Raw genomic sequence first — 21,043 nt, forward strand, 5'->3', positions numbered from 1 at the left:
CTCAAATAACAGCGTATTCAGTTACTCCACAGTCCGCAGACGGAAGGTCTGGCTGGCGAAATCGCCTTGGAGATCTGAGATGACGAGACCGATCCGCATCAGCTGATCGCCACCGAAGCTCTGTCCGCCAAAGGCTTGTCGGAATGGGGAGGTTTCATTGCCAGCAGCATCAGTGCCTGATTCGAGTCGATATTTCTTGTTCGGGTCGAGTCCTTTGAGCTTCAGACGCCGAATCGGTCCATTGGCCTCGGCCAGCACACGGAAGAAGGCCACGAATGCCTCCGACTGATCCTCGTTCACGAACATCCAGGCCGTATTGCCGCGTCCCTCGAACGGGCTGAGCAGTCTGTGCATATCCCCCTGCTGTACCAGAGAACGGATCTCCTTGTATTGGGCGACCTGTCTTGCTGCCAGAGCTTTATCCTCCGCGGATAGTGCGGTCAGATCAAGCTCATAGCCGAAATTTCCGCTCATGGCCACGTCACCGCGCATGGTAAGGGAGGTGGTACGGTGTACTTGATGGTTCGGTACATTCGATACATGCGCACCCATCGTACTGACCGGGTAGACGATGCTCGTACCGTATTGGATCGCCAATCGCTCGATAGCGTCCGTATCATCGCTGGTCCAGGTTTGCGGCATATAGTGCAGCATGCCTGGATCAAAGCGGCCGCCACCGCCGGAGCAGCTTTCGAACAGAATGTGCGGGAAGCTGGTGATCAGGCGTTCCAGCAGATCATACAGCCCAAGGATATACCGATGAGCCGTCTCCTGCTGCCGTTCACGGGAGGCAGACGCCGAGGCCACCTCCGTCATGTTTCGATTCATATCCCACTTCACGTAAGTGATCGGGGCCGAGGAGAATACGGCGCTTAGCGTATCGTACAGATAATCGCATACTTCCTTGCGCGACAGATCAAGCACGAGCTGGGAACGGGCTTCCGTACGACGGCGGCCCTCCGCATGCAGGCACCAATCCGGATGCTTGCGGTACAGCTCACTTTCTGGCGAGATCATCTCCGGCTCGACCCACAGGCCGAACTGCATGCCTTTATCATTGACGCGTTTGGCCAGATCAGCTAGACCGCCCGGCAGCTTGCGTCGATCCTCGAACCAGTCCCCAAGAGAGCTGTCATCATTATCACGCTTGCCGAACCACCCGTCGTCAAGGACGAAGAGCTCAATGCCGAGTGGACTGGCTTCCTTCGCGATCGCTTCGATCTTGTCAGCATCGAAATTGAAGTAGGTCGCCTCCCAGTTATTGATTAGAATCGGACGCACCTCGTCCCTAAAGTTGCCGCGGCATAGACGAGTCCGGTACAGGCGGTGATAGGTACGAGACATGCCTCCCAGCCCTTGACCGGAATACACCATCACGACTTCAGGCGTTTGGAACGACTCTCCGGGCGCAAGCTGCCACGAAAAATCAAACGGATTGATTCCGATGCTGACCCGGGTCTGTCCGAATTGTTCAACTTCGGCTTGTGCGACAAAATTGCCGCTGTACACCAGGCTGAAGCCGTATACATCGCCAAGATCCTCGGTGGCGTCCGGACGGAGCAGGGCGAGGAATGGGTTCATCTGGTGGCTGCTGGAGCCGCGGCGGCTGTCCAGACGCAAGGCGCCAGGACCGAGCTCTTTCCGCTGAATATGGCGCTCGCGTACCCAGGCACCCGACAGATAGAGAGCCTCGTACTCGGAGTCGCTGAAATCTACGGATGCACTCATGGCTTCTTCGAGGTGAAGTGCAGCCTTGCCCTCATGTTCAAATAAAGTGGAGCGTGCAATCGCACTATGATTGGCAAAAACGGTGTACAGCAAAGTTGCCTTAAGGCCTGAATAATCATCCTTAAGATACAGGTGGAGCGTCGTAGCTTCCTCATCCGTTTCTGCATAGACAGCAGGAAGTCCTGTCAGCTTGGGCTTTCCAGGGACGATGCGGTAGCCGCTGTATTTCAGCTCGGTAATTCTGCTTCCATCCTCCAGCTTCACTTGGTAAGCGGGCTGACGGAAGTCACTGGTGCCGAATTGCGGATATTCCTGAGGCAGCGTGTCCAGTGAGATCGTACGATTCGCAGGTATCGGATTCGGAGAGAACGAGCAGCGCTCCCGCAGCTCCAGAATGTGCCCCAGACTGGCATCGTGGTTCAGTTGCGCACCCCAATACAGATGGGCAGGATAGCCTTCAATGATTTGGAACAGATAGCTGCTGTCTTTGGACTGCAAATGAAACAGGCCTAGTGTCTCGTCTACATGGATATTCATCAGATTCACTCCCGGGTTCAAAATGATTTGTTGCCCGATCAGGCTTATAGCCATCGGTACTTGAAGTTCAAATATGCGTGACCATTATTCTCCTGCAGCAATAATAATGTCATCGTGCCGTGCGGATCACCCGGGATTCGCTTCAAGCGTCCCAGGGCGAGAACTTTCTCTTACAATAAGCTTGGTTCCGATCACACTATGCGCCGGGGCTTCCCGCCCTTCAAGTCGCTCGGAGAGCAGCTGTACGGCGGCGCGGCCCATTTGCTCGGGATAGGCTCGGATGGTAGTGAGCGCAGGCTGCAGGTAAGCGGCCATCTCAATGTCATCGAAACCGACGACAGCCATATCCTGCGGTACCTGCAGCCCGTGCCCGTGAAGCGCGCGCAGCACGCCGACGGCGAGCGGATCGCTGGCGGCGAATACAGCCGTAGGCCGCTCCGACTCTGCCAGCAGCTCATTCATCATGCGGTATCCGTCAGCACTGCTCCAAGCTCCTACACGAACAAGCTCAGGATTGAAGAGTCCTCGCTCCTCCATGAATTTCTTGAAATAGTGGGCCCGTCGTTCTCCAGTGCTCTCGCCGCCGATGAAGGCGATGCGTTGATGTCCAAGCTCCAGTAGATGGCTTAGCGCCTGACCGACCGCTTGGCGAAAATGTACACGCACCGTATCATACTCCATTAGTTCCTGATACTGATCGACCAGGACGACAGCCTCCTTGTTGATCGGGACCGATGTGATTTCTTCCGGGTTGACGCCACCGACCACGATGAGTCCGTCGGCAGGCTGCAGCTGGGCTATGGAGAGGCGTCCTCGCAAGGTCTGGCCCAGTGTTAGCCCAAGCTCCTCGCAGCGAATCTCGATTCCGCGCCGGATGGAAGCATAGTAAGGATCGTCACGCTCCTCCTCAATGGAGCACCAGAGCAGCAGCGAGACCGTTTTGCCGGCACGCTGCATGTTCCGCTTGAGCTGTCCGAGCCGTTTGGGCTTATATTGGAGCTGTTCCGCAATGGCGAATATATTGCTTCTGGTATCCTCGCTCACGGACAGAGACAGGTCATTATTGAGAACTCTGGATACGGTTGCGGCGGATACGCCGGCTTGCCGGGCAATGTCCTTGATCGTTGCCAACTGCGCTCACACCTTTTAGTTAATAATTTTACTAAAACAATATCTTGAGCCTATCACACTCTACAAGCGATTTCAATAACCGCTTACATCTTCCCCGGCTTTTCTAGCATTTTCTATCTACTCTTCTGTGGAGGAGTTGTGTTAACATGATGAGTATTCTTCGAATTGCGGGGGCGAATCATGTACAAGTACTTGTCTTTGGCACATCAATGGTTCGGGCGGCTGCGCTTCAAGAGCAAGGTGATTGCCCTGTTTCTTCCCTTAATCATGTTATCATTGGTTATTCTTGGTGCCGGATCGAGCCAAATCTTCAGCCGCTCCTTGATTGAGCGGACAACCAGCAATGTGATGGACGAATCTCAACTGATTTTGTCTAGAACCGATTACATTTTCAGCAGTGTAGAGACCGCCGCGAATATTATGGTCACGAATATTAACCGTTTGTATGAATCGAATGGCGGGTCTCCGGAATCCACGGTCGAGAAGACGCGTTTTGCGAATCTGATGCAGAGCCGCCTGTCCATAGATGTATCGATCTTCAAGGAGGTAGACGGAGCTGTATTCGTGGATCGCAGCGGGAACATATACTCCTCCTATGACGAGAAAGGGGATGCCGAGCGTATCCGCAAGCTGGTGGTTAGCGGTCAGGAGATGGACAGCTATGGGCGTGCGAGCTGGATCGACATGGAACGCAGAGACATGCTGACACCGGACCCGGCCTCTCCGATTCTGACGCTCCGCAAGACGGTCATTCACATCGACAATGGGGAAGTATACGGGACCTTGTTCCTGCTGGTGAAGGAGGAGCGGTTATCTGCATATCTGAAATCCAGTGATGCATCCACGCCGAAAGCCTACTATTTTCTCGATAGGGGCAACCAGGTGGTCGTAGCTGAAGATTATGCGCAGCTGATGCAACCGATTAGCTCCGAGCTGGTGCTGTCCATGCAGTCTTGCGCCGGTCACTCTTCCGCTGCAGCATGCTCGTTCCAGGAGAACGGTAATCTGATTACAGTAGTCAATTATGACCGGATGAACTGGAAGCTCGTGAATGTTGTGTCCCTGAATTTGCTTATGGCAGATGTACGCAAGAATGTCGGATTAACCGCAGCGATTGGCGTGTTCTGCCTGGTATTTTCCTGGCTTGGTGCGAGCTTTCTGTCCCGAATGGTCGTCAGTCCGCTGGAGCAGCTGACTGGGGCGATGCGAAAGGTAGTGAACGGGGATATACATACCGTAGCGCATGTACGTTCCGAGGATGAGATCGGTACGATTGCCGAGGCCTTTAACTATATGGTTAGACGGGTGCGGGAGCTGCTCGACACAGTCAGGCAGGAGCAGAATCGCAAGCGTGAATTTGAGCTCGCCTTGATGAGCGCACAGATCAAGCCCCATTTTCTATACAACACGCTGGATACCATCTATGCGCTGAATGAGCTGGACCGTCATGATGAAGCGAGAGATACGACCAAGGCGTTGGCTGATTTTTACCGGACGGCCTTGAATAAAGGACGAGAGCTCATCCTTCTGGAGAAGGAGACGGAGCTGACGGACGACTATCTGACGATTCTGCAGATCCGCTATCCCGATGTATTCCGTTACGAGATTGACATTCCGTCTGAGCTGGCGGGCACCCCGATTCCGAAGCTGTCGCTTCAGCCTCTGGTGGAGAATGCGATTTATCATGGGTTGAAGGCCAAAGGCATCAAGGGCTTCATCCGTATATCCGCCTTCAGTCAGAACGGCAAGGTCATCATCCGGGTAGAGGATAACGGGGTAGGGATGGAGGCCGCACAGGTAGAAGCTATTATGTCACGGGATTCATCCGAGTCGGTTGCGCGTTCGATCGGTACGTATAGTGTTCAGCAACGGTTGAATTTGTATTTTGGAGAGGAATACGGAATTATGGTGCATAGCGTTCCCGGAGAGGGGACAAGGGTCGAGCTGTCTTTGCCGATGCTGAAAAAGGGAAGTGAGGCATAGCGTGTATAAAGTGATGATTGTTGATGACGAGCCGTTATTTCGTGATTTTCTGCGGCTGAAAATGGACTGGGAACGTCATGGCTTCCAGGTCTGCTGTGAGGCGAGAAATGGACAAGAGGCGCTCCAGGAAGCAGAGAAGCACAAGCCGCACCTGGCACTGGTCGATATTAATATGCCGTTCATGGACGGGATTGAACTGGCGCAGCGGCTCAAGGTTCGGTTCGAGCGGATGGCGATTGTATTCATTTCCGGGCATAACGAGTTCGAATATTTGCAAAAAGCGGTGCGCACAGGCGTTCAGGATTATTTGCTTAAGCCCTTTAATGCAGAAGAGATGAGCGCGATGCTGACACGGATTGGGCCGGATCTGCCGAAGCTGCCGATTGCAGAGAAGCGCGGTGAATCTGGGGAGTCTATGGAAAGTACTGGTGGCGTCCGGGCTGTAGCGCCCGATCTTGGAAGCCTGCGCGATGCGGTCGTCCTGGGACTGCTCATGAAGGACAGCGAGTGCCTGGAGGAGGTCCGCAGAGCTCTGCGACAGCTCCGAATGCATGAATGGGGAGACGAGTATGCGGATGCGACATTGATGGGGATTTTGTCCCTGGCTCTGACCTTTGCGAGTGAACGGGGCATGGGCTATGATCGGCTATGGGATCACCGGGATGTGATCTCTCCTTATGATCATTTGCGAGGGCTTGGAAGCTGGGAGGCCGCCGAGGAGTGGCTGGTATCGCTGTACCATCGCCTGATTCGGTTGATGGAGCAAATCCGCCCGACGAAGGCCTCGAGCCTGTTCGCTGCGGCCATTCATTATATCCAGGAGCACTATTCAGACCCAGACCTGTCTGCAGAGCAGGTATCCGCCGGAGTATTCGTCGACCCCAGCTATCTGCGGCGCGTCTTCCGCAAGGAATCCGGCTTCTCGATCGTGGATCATATTACACATATTCGGATGAAGAAGGCTAAGGAGCTAATGCTGGAGGGCAACCGCAAGCTGTACGAAATCGCGGAGAGCGTCGGCTATAGCGACCCGAATTATTTCAGCAAGTCCTTTAAAAAATGCTTTGGCATGACGCCGACCGAATATGAGCAGATCAAGAAGAGATAGCTGCAAAATAATCGTCTGTACTTTTTATAATATATAGATTGAACCGGAAATTTACACGATAACGAAGAGGGCAGAAAGAATCTGGAGAAGCGAAGCGGTCGCTTAAAAGCTTTCTGTAAGAAAGCTGCATCGGAAGCATAGGCTGATAACCGGATTTTCCCCTTGAAAAAGGGGATCAAAGAAATCCGGGGATAACAGCGATCGGAAGATGGTTCTGACCGCGTAGTGTCTCTGTGTAAAAATCATTGGTTCAACCTATATAGTATTTATAAAAGTAAGCCATAAATTACGATCATAGAGAGCAGCTATTCTTCGTTATTGAAGGATGGCTGCTCTTCTTTCAAGGCATTTCATGAACGACCTGCCGGGAGTTGTCCCGTTTTTTACAGATAGTGCCCGTTTTGTTCCTTAAAGAACCATGTCCGTGTTGATTATACTATAGCTACATCAATGAAAACGCAGTCAATAGAGAGCTGCACAGGGAGGCCATGAAATGAAAGTACGGAATCACAAACGTTTGAAGGCTGCATTGCTAACGCTTACAATGTCATTGGTTTTGGCTGCTTGCGGGAGCACGGAATCCTCTTCTCCGGAAGCATCGAATCCATCCGGCGATGGGACAATCAAACTGAAGGTGTATGCCCAGCATTTTGATGATGACACGTCCAAGCCGTTCGATTATGCGGTGGAAAAGCTCAAAGAGGAAATGCCGAATGTAGAAATTGAGCTGGAGGCCGCGGTCCAGGATGGCTATCAGAAGCTGAAGACTTATGCGGCAACGGGCAATATGCCTGATATCTATTTTACAGACTGGTCGACGCTGCAGACGATGGCAAAATCCAAAAATGTCGAGCTGCTGGATGACTATGAAGCTACCACGAAATTCAAGCAGAATATGAATCCGGGCGTAGAATCCCGTCTGGTAGCGCCGGACAATCATGTATACGCTTATCCCGATACGGGAATCGAGTTCCAGATCCTCTATTACAACAAATCGATCTTCGAACAGGTTGGCATCCAGACACCGATCAAGACCATTGATCAGATGGCCGAGGCTGCGCAGAAGCTGAAGGCTGCCGGCTATGTGCCGATGTCCATATTTGCGAAGGAAAAGTGGATTACGACCGCCTTCTATAACGGTCTGGTGACCCGCGAGCAGCCGCAAGGCTTTGGTGCGTTGGGTCAAGAGGGCGTGAAACAGCTGCCTGACGCTTTCGTGACTGCCGCTCAGCAGATGAAGAAGCTGCAGCAAGCGGGATTATTCGATGCGAATGCAACGAATACCAACTATGATCAGGCGTCCTCTTTGTTCTATCAAGGCAAAGCAGCCATGTTCGTAAATGGCCAATGGGAGATTTACAGTTCGCAGGAGAAGCTGGGAGATCAGGTGGACTGGATGTATTGGCCGGCCAAGGACGAGGCTACCTATGAGAAATCCAAGTATTTCATCAACGGGGCGGGAGCTCCGCAAGGGTATGCCGTATATCCGGGCAGCAAGAACAAGGATACAGCGGTCGAAGTCGCAGCTTTCTTGGCGGCTAAGTCTGCCGAATACCGTTACACGCAGCTGGGCAGCCCGATCGTTTCGCCTAAGGTTGACCTGCCGATCGCTTCGGATGTTCCTGCCATGATGCAGCGTGTAGCAACCGAGCTTCTGCCGAATGCAGAGAATTACGCACAGCTGTTAAGTAATACGGCGATTACAAATGCCATCAATGACGGCACACAGTTTCTACTGGTGGATAGCTACACGCCAGAGGAATTCATCGAAAGTCTGAATCGTGTGCTGGATAAAGAGAACTAGGAACCCGGCAGCCCTTGGTGATTTTTCATCAAGGGGTGCTCTGATAGACAGAAGGGGTGGAAGAAAAACATGAATAAATATTTGGGTAACAAGACAGCACTGACTCTGTTTTTGCTGCCAGCACTGCTGATATACAGTATTGTTATAATCTATCCCGTACTTCAGACCGTAGTTCGCAGCTTTTATGATTGGGACGGACTGAGCACACCCGAGTTCTCGGGACTCAGCAACTATATCGAGCTGTTCAATGATCCGCTGCTTATGACCTCGCTGAAGAACGGGGGCATTTTCGCCCTTGTGCTCGTTGTCTTCCAGATTGGGCTCGGTACGATCCTTGCTCTGATCTGCGCCGATCCCTGTACTCGTGGTCGAAAATTGTTGAAGACCGCCTACTTTATTCCCGTTGTGCTGTCGGTTACGGTTGTATGCCAGCTGTGGATTGCGATGTACGATCCGACCAACGGACTCATTAACCGCCTGTTCACTTTGCTGCATATTCCGTATCAGCAGAACTGGCTCAATTCTCCGACGGAATCCATTATTGCGATTGCCTTCGTCAATGCCTGGCAGTTCATGGGCTACCAATTCGCGCTTCTGTATGCAGGGGTGAAATCCATTCCGGAGGATTACTTCGAGGCGGCCACAATCGACGGCTGCAGCAAATGGAAGGCACATCTTTACGTCACCCTGCCTTTGATGAGAGAGACCTACAAGTTCTGCTTCATCATTGCTATTACTTCAGGGATTGGTGCGTTCGTACAGATGCTGATCATGACCAATGGAGGTCCAGGTACCGTTAACTATACCCTCACCTTCATGATCTATCGCTATGCCTTCATGGAGAGTAATTATGGCTATGCATGCGCTGTATCCGTGGTGCTGGTGCTGCTCTCGCTGCTCGCTACCGTAATCATCAACAAGGTATTTGACCGTGGACAACAAGCCTAATCGCATGAATGCAACTAGACATGTAAAGGAGAACGGAAATGAGTACAACGGCTCTGCGCAAAATCGGACAAGCTGTCCTGCAGCTACCGCTGTGGCTGTACCTGATCGTATCAATCTACCCGCTATTCTGGATGATTTCCTATTCACTGAAGAACAATGATGAGATATTTGTGACCAATCCGTTTGGATTGCCCACCACCTTTCGATTTGAGAACTATATCAACGCCTGGCAGCAATTCAATATCCCGCGGTATTTTATGAACAGCTTCGTGGTATCGACGATCTCCACCTTACTGATTATGCTGCTGGCTCTGATGTTTGCTTTTGCCGTGGCCCGTATGAAATGGCGCTTCAACTCGCTGGCGCGGACGTACATGATTATCGGCATGTTCATGCCGCTGCAGGTCATCATGATTCCCCTTGCGCTGCTGGTACGTGATTTTCACCTGACCAATACCTATGGAGCCTTGATTCTGCCTTATGTAGCTATTGGACTCCCATTCTCTACGATGGTGTTCTATGGCTTCCTGATGGCGATTCCGAAGGAGATTGAAGAAGCGGCTTGTATGGACGGAGCCACCATTTATCGTCTATTTCTCAGTATCATTGTACCGTTGGCACTTCCAGCGATTGCGACCGTGGCTATTTTTCAATTCCTAAATAACTGGAATGAGTTCACGCTTGCCTACATTCTGATCTCGGATGAGAACATGAAGACGCTGCCGCTTGGTCTGTTATTCTTTCAGGGTTCTTACAGTACAGATTGGGGAGCCATGGGAGCTGTCATGACCATTGCATCTCTGCCGATGGTGCTCGTCTATCTCTTCTTGAGTGAGCAGGTCGAGCGTGCGATGACAGTAGGCTCAGCAGTGAAGGGCTAAATAGAGACGATCCACTGATCTGATGACCGACCTTTGGTGCTACTTACGGCTCGATAGCGGAGTATTTGTACCGGAAATTGGATGATATAGTGCCACTTGAACCTGGAATTAAGAAGGTTTGTTTGGCCCCGCAATGGTCCCTTTGTCTCCCAAGGTCCAGCTTTTATGACGACAGCGCAAAGAGAGTGGGAGATTAAGGTAGGGAATATATAATAGGCATGAATCCTCCTCATTTGACTGGTAATTTATGTATACATTAGAATAGTCATAACCAGTAGATGGAATTTGAGGTGACCAGCGTGAGTATATTAAGATACAGTTATCCCACGATATTAAAAAGAAGCAAAAGCTTGTCTTATCGACAGCAAGTTACTTCAATGACAACGGTACTAATGAATTTTTTGGCAGAGCACAAGTTAATAGTTATAGAACCTTTCCATGAGGATGGCTCGCTTAAAGACGATTTGGTGCTGCGAAGCTCTGATTTAACCGATTTAGGAAATGAATTCTTCAAAGAGGTTTTTCCCAAGTGGTCTGCGTATATTGATCGTGGCGGAGATATTCAGCAAACAACCATTCTTTTAAAGGGATTGAATAAACTGCAAATGTAGTTCTTACCATTATACAAGCGAATAATTGCAACAAAGGACGGCAGAGCTTAGCTCGGCGGTCTTTTTGTTGTTCACCAATCAGAGATATTTCATAATACAAGGTTTACAAAAACTTGTTGTTGTATAATCATGGTAAAACAGATATATAAAAGTGAGGAGCGAGAGAGTTTGCAAAGAAAAATCAAAAGCAACCTTTTTTACCTAGCTGCAGGAATTTATCTAGGAATTGCAGTAGTAGCATTTATTCCATGGATTCAAATGAGCTCGAAAATAACGGCATACACAAGTATCATCGCACTACTAATAACAATCTATGACTCTTCGAAGGTCAGCCTTAGAATAACCTCAACAAAAGGGAATTTACGAAAGCAAAAAGTCCAATATGTATTTATGTTGGTTATGAAGGTATTAATGATCATTTCGCCATTCGCCCTCTTGTTTTGGATTAATTACGAGGATGATGAAGACGTCATAGCAAGAATAAGTAATTATGTAACTTTTGCTGCTATTGGTATCGTTTTTTTTACAAGAGGAATGGAAGTAAAGGAACAAAACGAAAAATGATTGAAACAAAGAATGCTTTGGTAAGGAGAATCATGATCAACAGCAGTTTACTTATAGTCGTCAGATGAAAGGTCTATGACTGCTGCCATGATGAAGCAAAGAGGGGACGAAACAGATCGATATTCTGCTTCGTTCCTTTTGCTTTGTCTTTTTGTCGTATCTCATCATTCACTGATTTATGCTAACGAACTGAGGTGAAGCTATTTGGTGCAATTTCGCCTATTTGAAAATGTAACGAATCTGAGACACGTTATACTTGCTTTTGGGCGTGAATCGGTTGTCATTTCGCGCAATCAATAGGACGATTCGTGCAATGAATTTACAGGCAACAATCTATAAACTGTAAACCAGCTGGCACATTGAATCAGAGAATGCAAACGTTTTCCGATAAGGCGTTTCTGAACCAAATTCCAAACTTTGCAATGCAGGAGCTGTGTCGGATTCGGCAGAGGTAATAACGATGCCTTCGGTTTATTTTTTTGTTAGGGAAGGGGACGATTGAATGTTGAAGGTATTGCTGGTGGATGATGAGATGTTTGTTCGAAAAGGAATGCATGAACTGATTGACTGGCACGGACTCGGCATGGAGATTGCCGGAGAAGCGGAGAACGGTCTCGAAGCACTGAACAGGGCAGAGTGTCTGCAGCCGGATGTAATTATTACCGATATTCGTATGCCTGTTCTGGATGGGTTGGAACTGATTCGCTCCGTGGTGAAGTCACCGAACCTGGAACCCGTATTCATCATTATTAGCGGTTATCACGACTTCAAGTATGCGCAGCAGGCTATTCGGTACGGGGTTCAGGATTATATTCTGAAACCGATCGATGAGGAAGAAATGACAGCAACGCTGCAAAAAGCGGCGAACCTGATCCGTACGAAACGCAAACATGTTTTTTTGCCAGAGGAACAGGCCAGCAGCCTGATGCTGGAGAACATGATCAAAGGCCAGGTGCATAAGGCGGAAGAGCATCGATATGCCGAGATGCTTGGAATAAGTCATCAGGCTAGTTTGATGATTGCGCTGATTGAACCGCAGCAGGGTTTGGAAGTGAGAACAGTGACTCTTCAACAACTTCGCGAATGTCTTCATCCATTGGAGGAGGATGGTTTCAGTATCTTCGTCATGGAGGAGCAGCGCGGCAGATTTGGTCTGATGCTGTTATGGAAGGGACAAATTTCGAAACGTCATGTGGAAGACAAACTGCATGCCATCCACAAGGAACTGAGCGAACATTTACATGCAGATTCGGGTTTCTATGCAGGCACGCTTGTACATGAAATATGCGAAATTCCGAGGTCTTATGAGGAAGCGGCAGAGGCGGCCAAGCACAAATATGCAGAACAAGGAGGTTTTGTGCGGTATACGGATATCAGGGACAAGTCTCTGTATGTGTTTAATGTGAATCAGGAAGATGTTGACCCCTTAATCCTGAGTCTGGAGGAACGGAACCGCTCTGCGTGCCTTGCGATTGTAAATGACATGTTTGAGCTTTTTCATGCTCGTCGCTTTTCCCCTCAAGCGGTAACCGGCTCTCTGCTGCGCTGTATTACGGGAATATTGGCGGTCGTTCATGAGATGGGTGGAACCGACGCGGGGCTTCAGCGGTTGAAGACATTGGCAGAACAAAGTCATGAGGGTTGGAGCTTGCAACTGCTGAAGGAAGCTTTTCTGGCAGCCCTGAAGGAGGCAGAGGGGTACATCGCACAGCTGCGGATGGAGCAATCCAAAGGGGATATCAGCAGGATTAAGCGATACATTGATGCCCATTATACCGAGAACATCAGTCTCAAAAGCATTGCGGCCCTGTTTTATATGAATCCGGTCTACTTGGGCCGTCTGTTTCGCAAAAGCTACGATCAATATTTCAATGAATATTTGCTGAACCTGCGCATCCAGGAGGCGAAAAAGCTGCTTCGCCAAACGGATCTGAGAATGTATGAGGTCGCCGCCCGCGTAGGGTTCCAGAACGCCGATTATTTTGTGACCCAGTTCGAGAAGATCGTCAAGATGTCACCCACAGCCTACCGTAATCTGCTGAAGGAAAATGGACAGCGAGGTGTCCAATGATCCGGTGGAATCTGAATTACATGAAACTTCGGGACAAGCTGCTGCTCATGTATGTGCTGTCTGTTTTTATTCCCATCGTGGTTACCAATGTAGTTTTCTATCAAGTAACCACGGCGAATATCCGCAGTCAGAAAACGCGTGACGCTGGTGTCGCCATGAACAATCTGAGGAATGACCTGCGCGTTACGGTTGATCAGGCAGTGGCCTTATCGTATTCGTTCTATGCCGATCCTGTGTTTAACGATACATTGTCCCGGTCGTTTGGCAGTCATTTTGAATATATTCAGGCCTACAATACATATTTGAAAGGGGAATTTTCAGGACAGCTCAGCCAGGGAATTCGCTGGTACCAGGTATACACCGATAATCCAACCATTTTATCCTCAGGGTACATTGAACGGCTGACGGCGGCTGTGCGCAAAACGAACTGGTATGAGCAATTTCGGGCATACTCTGCCCCTTATCCGGCATTGATTGCCACGGACCAGACACTCAGCCTTGTTCAGCGACTCGATAATCTGGATACGGGAGGTATCGAACAATTGTTGAAAATAGACTTCAATATGGATGTCATCAAGGAACATTTTCGCAACAGTGGTTTTGACGGAAGCGTGTACCTGGTAGATCCGGAAGGGCATATCCGCTTTTCCAATGACCCTGACACGCAGGGAAACCGGATTGGGGAGCTGTACAGCAAGATTCATTTTCCGAACCAAACGATTCGGTTTGAAAGCATCTATTCCGGTATTAACTACCTGGAAGGCTGGTCGCTGCAAGGCGTTATGGATGAAGAGATTGTCCTGCGGGAGGTTCGAAAATCTCGTTCCTCTGTTGTCTGGCTGGCCTGTATTAATTTTGTATTGCCTTCGATCATCATTGCAGCGATGTCCAGATCCATTCATGTCAGACTGGTACGCATTCTGAAACATATGAAAAAAGTAAAAACGCAGAATTTTCAGACCATCCCTCCTGAGAATGCGAGAGACGAGATTGGTCAGCTTACGACGGAATTCAACCGGATGACCGAGACGATTCGCAGCTTGATCGATGAGGTGTACCTGGCGGACATTCAGAAGAAAGATCTGGAGCTTAAACAGCAGCAGGCACAGCTTCATGCGCTTCACAGTCAGATTAATCCTCATTTTCTGTTCAATACGCTCGAATCCGTGCGGATGCGGAGCCTGATCAAAGGCGAGAAGGAAACAGCCAAAATCGTACATCATATGGCTAAAATGTTCAGGAAATCGATCAGCTGGAACCAGCAGCATGTGACGGTGAAGGAAGAGCTGGAACTGATCGACAGCTTTTTGCAGATTCAGCAGTATCGTTTTGGCGAAAAGCTTCAGTACCGGATTGAGGCAGCCCCTGCGGTGATTATGGTTCGAATTCCAAAGATGGTTATTCTTCCGTTTGTAGAAAATGCGAGCATTCACGGGATTGAGTCCACGCCGGGTCAAGGTCTGATTCAACTCTCCGTATCCGCAGAAGATGATCATCTTCACATATGCCTCGAAGATAACGGGATCGGCATGTCTTCATCCAGGCTGGAAGAGCTGCTAAAGTATCTGGATCAGAACACGGATATGGGGGAACATGTCGGCATGAAGAATGCATATAGCCGCTTGAGACTGTGTTACGGTGACTGCTTCACGTTCTCCATTCACAGTCGGGAAGGTGAAGGGACACAGATCCGGATCAAGCTGCCGCTGAATGAAAGGTGCATGCGTGGTGACTGAGGGGACAATATACTTTTCTAAGCAGAAGGTACACTTTCATGGGTAACATTGTAAGCGCTATCTTGGTATATTGAGGATGCTTCACGATACGAAGGTCGTCAAAGGGGGGCATCTACCACATGTTTAGAAAGAAATCTTTGTTCACAGGTCTGGTTATCTTGCTCGCATTAACGCTCGCTGGCTGCAACAAAGCCAGTCCGGAGGCAACGTCTCCAGACAGCGAGGACAATACGCCGGTTACGTTCAAGTATTTTACATTTGGCGGGGGAAAGAAGGACATTCTGGCAAGCAGCACCACGATCGGCCAGAAGCTTCAGGAACAAACGGGTGTGGATTGGAAGATGGAGTACCTGGTAGGTGACAGTGCAACCAAGGCAGGTGTCATGATTGCCAGTGGTGATTATCCGGACATTATTGATTCCAGTGGAGAGATGGCGAAGCTGATGGATGCAGGTGCATTTATTCCACTGGATGAGCTGATTGAGCAATACGGACCGAATATCAAGCGTGTATATGGTCCCTACATGGACAAGTTTAGGCAGGAAGATGGTCAGATTTACTTCTTCCCGTACACAGCCAACATCGGATATGTATCAGAACCCAATTTTCAGACGGGATTTTACATTCAGCGTGCGGTGTTGAAAGAGTTCGATTATCCCCAAATCCGCACTCTGGACGAATATTTCGACTTGATTGAGCGTTACAAGCAGAAGTATCCGCAGATTGACGGCAAGGACACGATTGGCTTCGCCACACTTGCAGGTGAACCAAGCAGCTTCTTCACCCTGCAAAATCCGGCCATGCATCTGGCAGGTTACCCGAATGATGGCAGTGTGATGGTGGATATGCAGAGCCATGAAGCGAAACTCGTAGCCGGGTCTGATTATCAGAAACAATGGATTCAGAAGTTGAACGAGGTGAACGCACAAGGCATGTTCGATCCGGAATCCTTTACGATGAACCGGGATCAGTATCTGGCCAAACTGACTTCCGGGCGGGTGCTTGGATATTTCAGTTATTCCTGGCAGGTGGGTGACGCAACAAGCAATCTCAAAAAGGCTGGAATCGATGACAAGCGTTACGTGGCGCTGCCGATCGTGTTCGATGAGACTGTCAAAGACCAGTATATCGATCCGCCGGGCTTTGTGAACAACTATGGTGTAGGCATAACCGTCAAGGCCAAGGACCCAGTACGAATCATCAAGTATTTTGACAATTTGCTCAAGGAAGAAAATCAGATTCTGGTACAGTGGGGCATTCAGGATCAAACGTATAGCGTGAATGAAGAAGGGCGCTTTTATTATGAAAATGACGAGCAGCGCAAATACCATGAAGATCCGGAACTTAGCCAGAAGTTTGGATTCGACTATTTCAACTACAGTTGGCCGCGATACGGCAATAACTCCTTGCTGAAGGACGGGAATGCTTATGGCCCAGGCAATCAGCCCGAAGTGGCTACCTTCAGCTACACGGACGGCGACAAGCTGCTGCTGGAAAAGTATGGCGTAGAGACGTTTGCCGAGCTGTTCAGCACACCGGATGAACGCCCTTGGTCCCCTGCATGGTCCATTGCGCTGGAGCAGGGTTCACCTGAACAGATTTTCATTACGAAGGCAGACGATCTTCAGAAAAAATTCCTGCCCAAAATGATCATGGAATCGCCAGCGGCTTTTGAAAATACTTGGAATGATTACATGGGCCAGTTGAATCAATTGGACAAGAAAACGTACGAGGCTACAATTACACAGGCTGTAAAGGACCGTGCAGCAGGAAAGTGGTAATGCATAATGATTGAGATTATACCTTTGGAGGGATGGGCTTATGTTGAAACCGACTTTGAAAAAGGCAGGCTTGGCTGTAACGCTGACCGCCTTGCTGGCAGGATGCAGCGCGAACCATTCAACCCCAGCGCCTGCAGCTGCAGGCGAAGAGGATAACAGTCCGGTTACATTCTCCTATTACATGTTCTCTTCGGGCAAGAAGGACACCTTGGCAAGTGAAACAACGATTGGCAAGGCCTTGCAGGAACAGACGGGCGTGGACTGGAAAATGGAATACCTGGTTGGGGACAGCGCGACCAAGGCCGGCGTCATGATTGCGAGCGGAGACTACCCGGATGTCATCAGCTCCAGCGGAGAGATGTCGAAGCTGCTGGATGCCGGAGCTTACATTCCGCTGGATGATCTGATTGAGGAGTACGGACCGAATATCAAGAAGGTGTATGGACCGTACTTTGACAAAATGAGAAACGCGGAAGACGGAAAAATCTATGCATTGCCGTATACGGCCAATCAGGGCGAATACTCGGGCAGCCCCAATATAGGCGGGGGAGCCTTCTGGATTCAGCGTTCTGTGCTTAAGGAGTTTGACTATCCGAAGATAACTACGCTGGACGAATACTTCGACCTGATCGAGGACTACAAGGAGAAACATCCTACCGTTGACGGAGCGGAAACGATCGGTTTTGTATCCCTTGCGGGCGTAGCCAACAACTTTTTCACCCTGCAAAATCCAGCCATGCACCTCGCTGGATATCCGAATGACGGCAGCGTTATGGTCGATATGAAGACCCATGAAGCCAAGGTAGTTGCCGGAACCGATGAGCAGAAACGGTGGATCAAGAAGCTGAACGAAATTAACGCCAAAGGCATGCTTGATCCGGAGTCCTTCACGATGAACAAGGACCAATATCTGGCCAAACTGACTTCGGGTCGTGTTCTCGGATATTTTAACTATGGCTGGCAGATCGGGGATGCCTCCAAAAACCTGCTTGCAGCGGGCATTGATGAGAAGCGTTATGCACCTCTTCCGATTGTCTTTGACAAGAGCATCAAGGATCAGTACATTGATCCTCCCGGCTTTGTAAACAACTATGCAACCGGAATTTCGGTTAATGCCAAAGACCCGGTACGTATCATCAAGTATTTTGACAATTTGCTGAAAGAAGAGAATCAGATTTTGGTACAGTGGGGCATCAAGGATGAAACCTACAGCGTGGATGAAAAAGGCCGCTACTATTATGCGAACGATGATCAACGGAAAATGCATGATGATCTGGAGTTGAGCCGCAAATTCGGCTTTACGTATTTCGGTACAGACTGGCCGCGCTATGGCGGTGAATCCACCCTCTCTGATGGAAACGCATACAGTCCGGGGAATCAGCCTGAAGTAGTCGCGGCAACATACACCGAAGGAGATAAGAAATTCCTAGAAGCCTACGGCATCCAGACCTTTAGTGAACTATTCAACAAGCCGGAAGAGCGTCCGTGGTTCCCGGCATGGTCCATTGCACTGGAGCAGGGCTCACCGGAACAGATTTTTACAACGAAATCGGATGATTTGCAGCGTAAATATTTGCCCGAGATGATCCTGGGTACACCAGCGAACTTCGACAATCTGTGGAATGCCTACATGACCGAATTGAACAAGCTGGACAAAGCAGGCTACGAGAAAACCATCACCGGGATTGTCCAAAACCGGATTGCAGGCAAATGGTAAATTGATGGTCAAAACAAACTGTTACGTGCGCTGGAGAAGACGTTGACTACCTGTTAACCAGGCTTTTCCGCGCATGAATAACAGCATGGGAAAGGAGCATCTGCATCGTGGAGAAACCGAATGCATCTCTTCAATCTATGCCGCCGGCTTCCGGCCCGAAGGGAACCATAGCAACCTCTTTTTGGAAACGACTTGTGCAGCAACGAACGCTGGCCTGGATGTGTATTCCTTTTGTCGTCTGGGCGTTTGTCTTCAAGTATTTGCCATTATGGGGCTGGACGATGGCTTTCCAGAACTTCAAGCCGGCCAGAGCCTTTGCGGATCAGCAGTGGGTGGGATGGAAACATTTTCAGACCCTCTTTGAGGATCATACCTTCTATCGGGTGCTGCGAAATACGCTTGTCATGAGTTCGATCAAACTGGTGCTTGGGTTTGTTACCGCAATTACGCTGGCGCTTTTGTTAAATGAGCTGAAGAATATCATTTTTAAACGTTTTGTGCAAACGGTCAGCTATCTGCCTCACTTTATTTCCTGGGTTGTCGCTTCGAGCATCGTCCTGACCGTATTGTCACCAGACGGCATTATCAATCTGCTGCTCATGAAGCTTCACCTGATCGACAGTCCGGTGTTGTGGATGGGGAAAGGGGAGTATTTCTGGGGCATACTGGGCGCTACCGAGGTGTGGAAAGACGTTGGCTGGAACACCATCATCTATCTGGCGGCAATCACGGCGATTGATCCTGCCCAGTATGAGGCTGCGGAGATTGACGGAGCCAGCCGCTTCAAACGCATGCTGTATATTACGCTGCCAGGCTTGAAGCCGGTTATCGTTATTTTGCTCATTATGAATATGGGCAGCATCCTGGAATCCGGATTTGAACCTCAATACTTGCTGGGCAACGGAATGAATATGGATTATTCAGAAAACCTGGATATCTTTGTACTGAAGTATGGTCTCGGAATGGGGAACTTCTCCTTGGGTACAGCGGCAGGTATTTTCAAGACCGTGGTCAGCTTCATCTTCCTCTTCACCGCCAACTACATTGCGAAAAAAATGGGAGAAAGCAGATTATTCTAAGAGGAGGCCTAGACCATGCCAAAAGCAAAATCATCCCGCTTGCGGAACAGCAGCGCCGGGGACCGGGCGTTTGATGCATTTAATATCATATTTATGGTCTGTTTGATGATTGTCACGATCTACCCTTTTCTCAATATGATAGCCGTTTCCCTCAATGACGCCAACGACGCCATTCGCGGGGGGATCTATCTGTGGCCCCGTGTGTGGACACTGGATAATTACAAATATATCTTTGGGGAATCCGACATCTACCATGCCACGCTTATCTCGGCGCTTCGTACGATCATCGGGACGATCGTGTCCGTTTTCTGTACCGCCATGCTTGCCTATACGCTCAGTCGGCAGGAATTTGTACTTCGCAAGTTTGTGACCATGTTCTTTGTATTTACGATGTACTTCAGCGGAGGGCTGATTCCAGGGTATCTGTTGATTCGTGATCTCGGGCTGATTGGCTCCTTCTGGGTCTATATCATTCCCGGGGTGATTGGAGTGTTCAACATGATCGTGATTCGCTCGTTTATCGAAGGGTTGCCTGAGGGCATTCTCGAGTCAGCTCGCATTGACGGGGCAGGGGAGTTTACGACATTCATCCGTGTTGTCCTTCCCTTAACCATTCCGGCAATGGCAACGGTATCACTCTTTGTGGCTGTAGGTCAGTGGAATTCCTGGTTCGACGTATTTCTGTACAATTCATCCAACAAGGAACTCAGCACCCTGCAATATGAATTAATGAAGATTTTGCAGACATCGACGACTGCGGCAACCTCATCGGCAAGTGATGCATACCAGTCGGCCGAGAACAGCGGGGTTGCTGTTACGCCGACTTCTATTCGGGCCACCATGACCATCATAGCCAGTGTTCCGATTCTGATGGTGTACCCGTTCCTCCAGAAATACTTCGTACAGGGGATGACGATTGGAGGTGTGAAGGGGTAAGCATTGAATTCGTACAAATCATGAACGTCGGGAGATGAGAATGCGTGAATACTTTCATGAAAAAATCGTTCTGTACCGTACTGGCTGTGGCGACAGCTTTGCCCTTGTTTTTTGTGCCCGCGGCTTCCAAAGTGATGGCAGCTAACGATGTCGTCATTAATGTCTCTTCGCAAAAACAGGTTATTCGTGGTTTTGGCGGAATGACACATTCGGGCTGGATTGGTGATCTGACCGCAGCAGAAAGAGAAACGGCTTTTGGCAATGGTGCGAATCAGCTGGGCTTCTCTGTGCTGCGTATCCCGATCGACGAAAACAAAAACAATTGGCAGCGGGAAGTGGAAACGGCCAAAAAAGCGATTGAACACGGGGCGATTGTATTCGCCTCTCCATGGAATCCGCCGAGTGACATGACGGAAACCTTCACGCTT

At 49.5% G+C, this 21,043-nt stretch carries 15 protein-coding genes and 1 pseudogene; 14 read left to right on the forward strand and 2 right to left on the reverse strand.

Annotation, left to right across the window (positions count from 1 at the left end; all coding sequences use genetic code 11):
* Nucleotides 1–21: 21 nt before the first annotated feature.
* Both L6H98_RS02600 and L6H98_RS02605 read right to left on the reverse strand, forming a co-directional pair.
* Nucleotides 22–2,265, reverse strand: a complete 2,244-nt coding sequence (locus tag L6H98_RS02600; protein ID WP_236412640.1) for an alpha-galactosidase — start codon at nt 2,263–2,265, stop codon at nt 22–24.
* A gap of 126 nt (nt 2,266–2,391) precedes the next feature.
* Nucleotides 2,392–3,396: a LacI family DNA-binding transcriptional regulator gene (locus tag L6H98_RS02605; RefSeq protein ID WP_236412641.1), complete on the reverse strand. Its 1,005-nt coding sequence runs from the start codon at nt 3,394–3,396 to the stop codon at nt 2,392–2,394.
* 180 nt (nt 3,397–3,576) lie between these two features.
* On the opposite strand from L6H98_RS02605, the gene L6H98_RS02610 reads away from it, so the two are divergent.
* The 14 genes and pseudogenes from L6H98_RS02610 to L6H98_RS31340 all read left to right on the forward strand — a co-directional run.
* Nucleotides 3,577–5,379: a sensor histidine kinase gene (locus L6H98_RS02610; protein WP_236412642.1), complete on the forward strand. Its 1,803-nt coding sequence runs from the start codon at nt 3,577–3,579 to the stop codon at nt 5,377–5,379.
* A 1-nt stretch (nt 5,380) separates the two neighbouring features.
* Nucleotides 5,381–6,487, forward strand: a complete 1,107-nt coding sequence (locus L6H98_RS02615) for a response regulator (protein ID WP_236412643.1) — start codon at nt 5,381–5,383, stop codon at nt 6,485–6,487.
* Between the two features lie 493 nt (nt 6,488–6,980).
* Nucleotides 6,981–8,291 carry an extracellular solute-binding protein gene (locus L6H98_RS02620; protein ID WP_236412644.1) on the forward strand — a complete coding sequence of 437 codons (1,311 nt, stop codon included), beginning with the start codon at nt 6,981–6,983 and terminating at the stop codon, nt 8,289–8,291.
* Between the two features lie 69 nt (nt 8,292–8,360).
* Nucleotides 8,361–9,239 carry a sugar ABC transporter permease gene (locus L6H98_RS02625; RefSeq protein WP_236412645.1) on the forward strand — a complete coding sequence of 293 codons (879 nt, stop codon included), beginning with the start codon at nt 8,361–8,363 and terminating at the stop codon, nt 9,237–9,239.
* A 38-nt stretch (nt 9,240–9,277) separates the two neighbouring features.
* Nucleotides 9,278–10,120: a carbohydrate ABC transporter permease gene (locus L6H98_RS02630; protein WP_236412646.1), complete on the forward strand. Its 843-nt coding sequence runs from the start codon at nt 9,278–9,280 to the stop codon at nt 10,118–10,120.
* Between the two features lie 377 nt (nt 10,121–10,497).
* Nucleotides 10,498–10,731, forward strand: a complete 234-nt coding sequence (locus tag L6H98_RS02635; RefSeq protein ID WP_236412647.1) for a hypothetical protein — start codon at nt 10,498–10,500, stop codon at nt 10,729–10,731.
* 168 nt (nt 10,732–10,899) lie between these two features.
* Nucleotides 10,900–11,295: a hypothetical protein gene (locus L6H98_RS02640; RefSeq protein WP_236412649.1), complete on the forward strand. Its 396-nt coding sequence runs from the start codon at nt 10,900–10,902 to the stop codon at nt 11,293–11,295.
* Nucleotides 11,296–11,797: 502 nt separating this feature from the next.
* The gene (locus L6H98_RS02645; RefSeq protein WP_236412650.1) at nt 11,798–13,366 is read left to right on the forward strand and encodes a response regulator; all 1,569 of its coding nucleotides are present in this window, start codon (nt 11,798–11,800) and stop codon (nt 13,364–13,366) included.
* Complete coding sequence (locus L6H98_RS02650) at nt 13,363–15,102, forward strand: sensor histidine kinase (RefSeq protein WP_236412652.1); 1,740 nt, start codon at nt 13,363–13,365, stop codon at nt 15,100–15,102. The genes L6H98_RS02645 and L6H98_RS02650 overlap by 4 nt, the downstream gene beginning before the upstream one ends.
* A 119-nt stretch (nt 15,103–15,221) precedes the next feature.
* On the forward strand, nt 15,222–16,883 hold the full coding sequence (locus L6H98_RS02655; RefSeq protein WP_236412653.1) for an ABC transporter substrate-binding protein: 1,662 nt from the start codon (nt 15,222–15,224) through the stop codon (nt 16,881–16,883).
* Nucleotides 16,884–16,923: 40 nt separating this feature from the next.
* Nucleotides 16,924–18,600 (forward strand): ABC transporter substrate-binding protein, encoded by a 1,677-nt coding sequence (locus tag L6H98_RS02660; RefSeq protein ID WP_236412654.1) that lies wholly within the window; start codon nt 16,924–16,926, stop codon nt 18,598–18,600.
* A 137-nt stretch (nt 18,601–18,737) separates the two neighbouring features.
* Nucleotides 18,738–19,679, forward strand: a complete 942-nt coding sequence (locus tag L6H98_RS02665) for an ABC transporter permease subunit (protein ID WP_236412959.1) — start codon at nt 18,738–18,740, stop codon at nt 19,677–19,679.
* Between the two features lie 15 nt (nt 19,680–19,694).
* Entirely contained in the window at nt 19,695–20,615 is a 921-nt protein-coding gene (locus L6H98_RS02670; protein WP_236412656.1) for a carbohydrate ABC transporter permease, read from the forward strand.
* A gap of 44 nt (nt 20,616–20,659) precedes the next feature.
* Nucleotides 20,660–21,037, forward strand: a pseudogene (locus L6H98_RS31340) (glycosyl hydrolase); the annotation flags it as partial.
* Nucleotides 21,038–21,043 lie beyond the last annotated feature (6 nt).

This window comes from Paenibacillus sp. JJ-223 (assembly GCF_927798175.1).
Lineage (GTDB): Bacteria > Bacillota > Bacilli > Paenibacillales > Paenibacillaceae > Paenibacillus > Paenibacillus hubeiensis.

Excerpts from the sequence above, each read along its gene's own strand:
- L6H98_RS02600 (WP_236412640.1), bottom strand. The coding sequence starts at position 2,265 with ATGAATATCCATGTAGACGAGACACTAGGCCTGTTTCATTTGCAGTCC.
- L6H98_RS02610 (WP_236412642.1), top strand. The coding sequence starts at position 3,577 with ATGTACAAGTACTTGTCTTTGGCACATCAATGGTTCGGGCGGCTGCGC.
- L6H98_RS02620 (WP_236412644.1), top strand. The coding sequence starts at position 6,981 with ATGAAAGTACGGAATCACAAACGTTTGAAGGCTGCATTGCTAACGCTT.
- L6H98_RS02625 (WP_236412645.1), top strand. The coding sequence starts at position 8,361 with ATGAATAAATATTTGGGTAACAAGACAGCACTGACTCTGTTTTTGCTG.
- L6H98_RS02630 (WP_236412646.1), top strand. The coding sequence starts at position 9,278 with ATGAGTACAACGGCTCTGCGCAAAATCGGACAAGCTGTCCTGCAGCTA.
- L6H98_RS02635 (WP_236412647.1), top strand. The coding sequence starts at position 10,498 with ATGACAACGGTACTAATGAATTTTTTGGCAGAGCACAAGTTAATAGTT.
- L6H98_RS02645 (WP_236412650.1), top strand. The coding sequence starts at position 11,798 with ATGTTGAAGGTATTGCTGGTGGATGATGAGATGTTTGTTCGAAAAGGA.
- L6H98_RS02650 (WP_236412652.1), top strand. The coding sequence starts at position 13,363 with ATGATCCGGTGGAATCTGAATTACATGAAACTTCGGGACAAGCTGCTG.
- L6H98_RS02655 (WP_236412653.1), top strand. The coding sequence starts at position 15,222 with ATGTTTAGAAAGAAATCTTTGTTCACAGGTCTGGTTATCTTGCTCGCA.
- L6H98_RS02660 (WP_236412654.1), top strand. The coding sequence starts at position 16,924 with ATGTTGAAACCGACTTTGAAAAAGGCAGGCTTGGCTGTAACGCTGACC.
- L6H98_RS02665 (WP_236412959.1), top strand. The coding sequence starts at position 18,738 with ATGCCGCCGGCTTCCGGCCCGAAGGGAACCATAGCAACCTCTTTTTGG.
- L6H98_RS02670 (WP_236412656.1), top strand. The coding sequence starts at position 19,695 with ATGCCAAAAGCAAAATCATCCCGCTTGCGGAACAGCAGCGCCGGGGAC.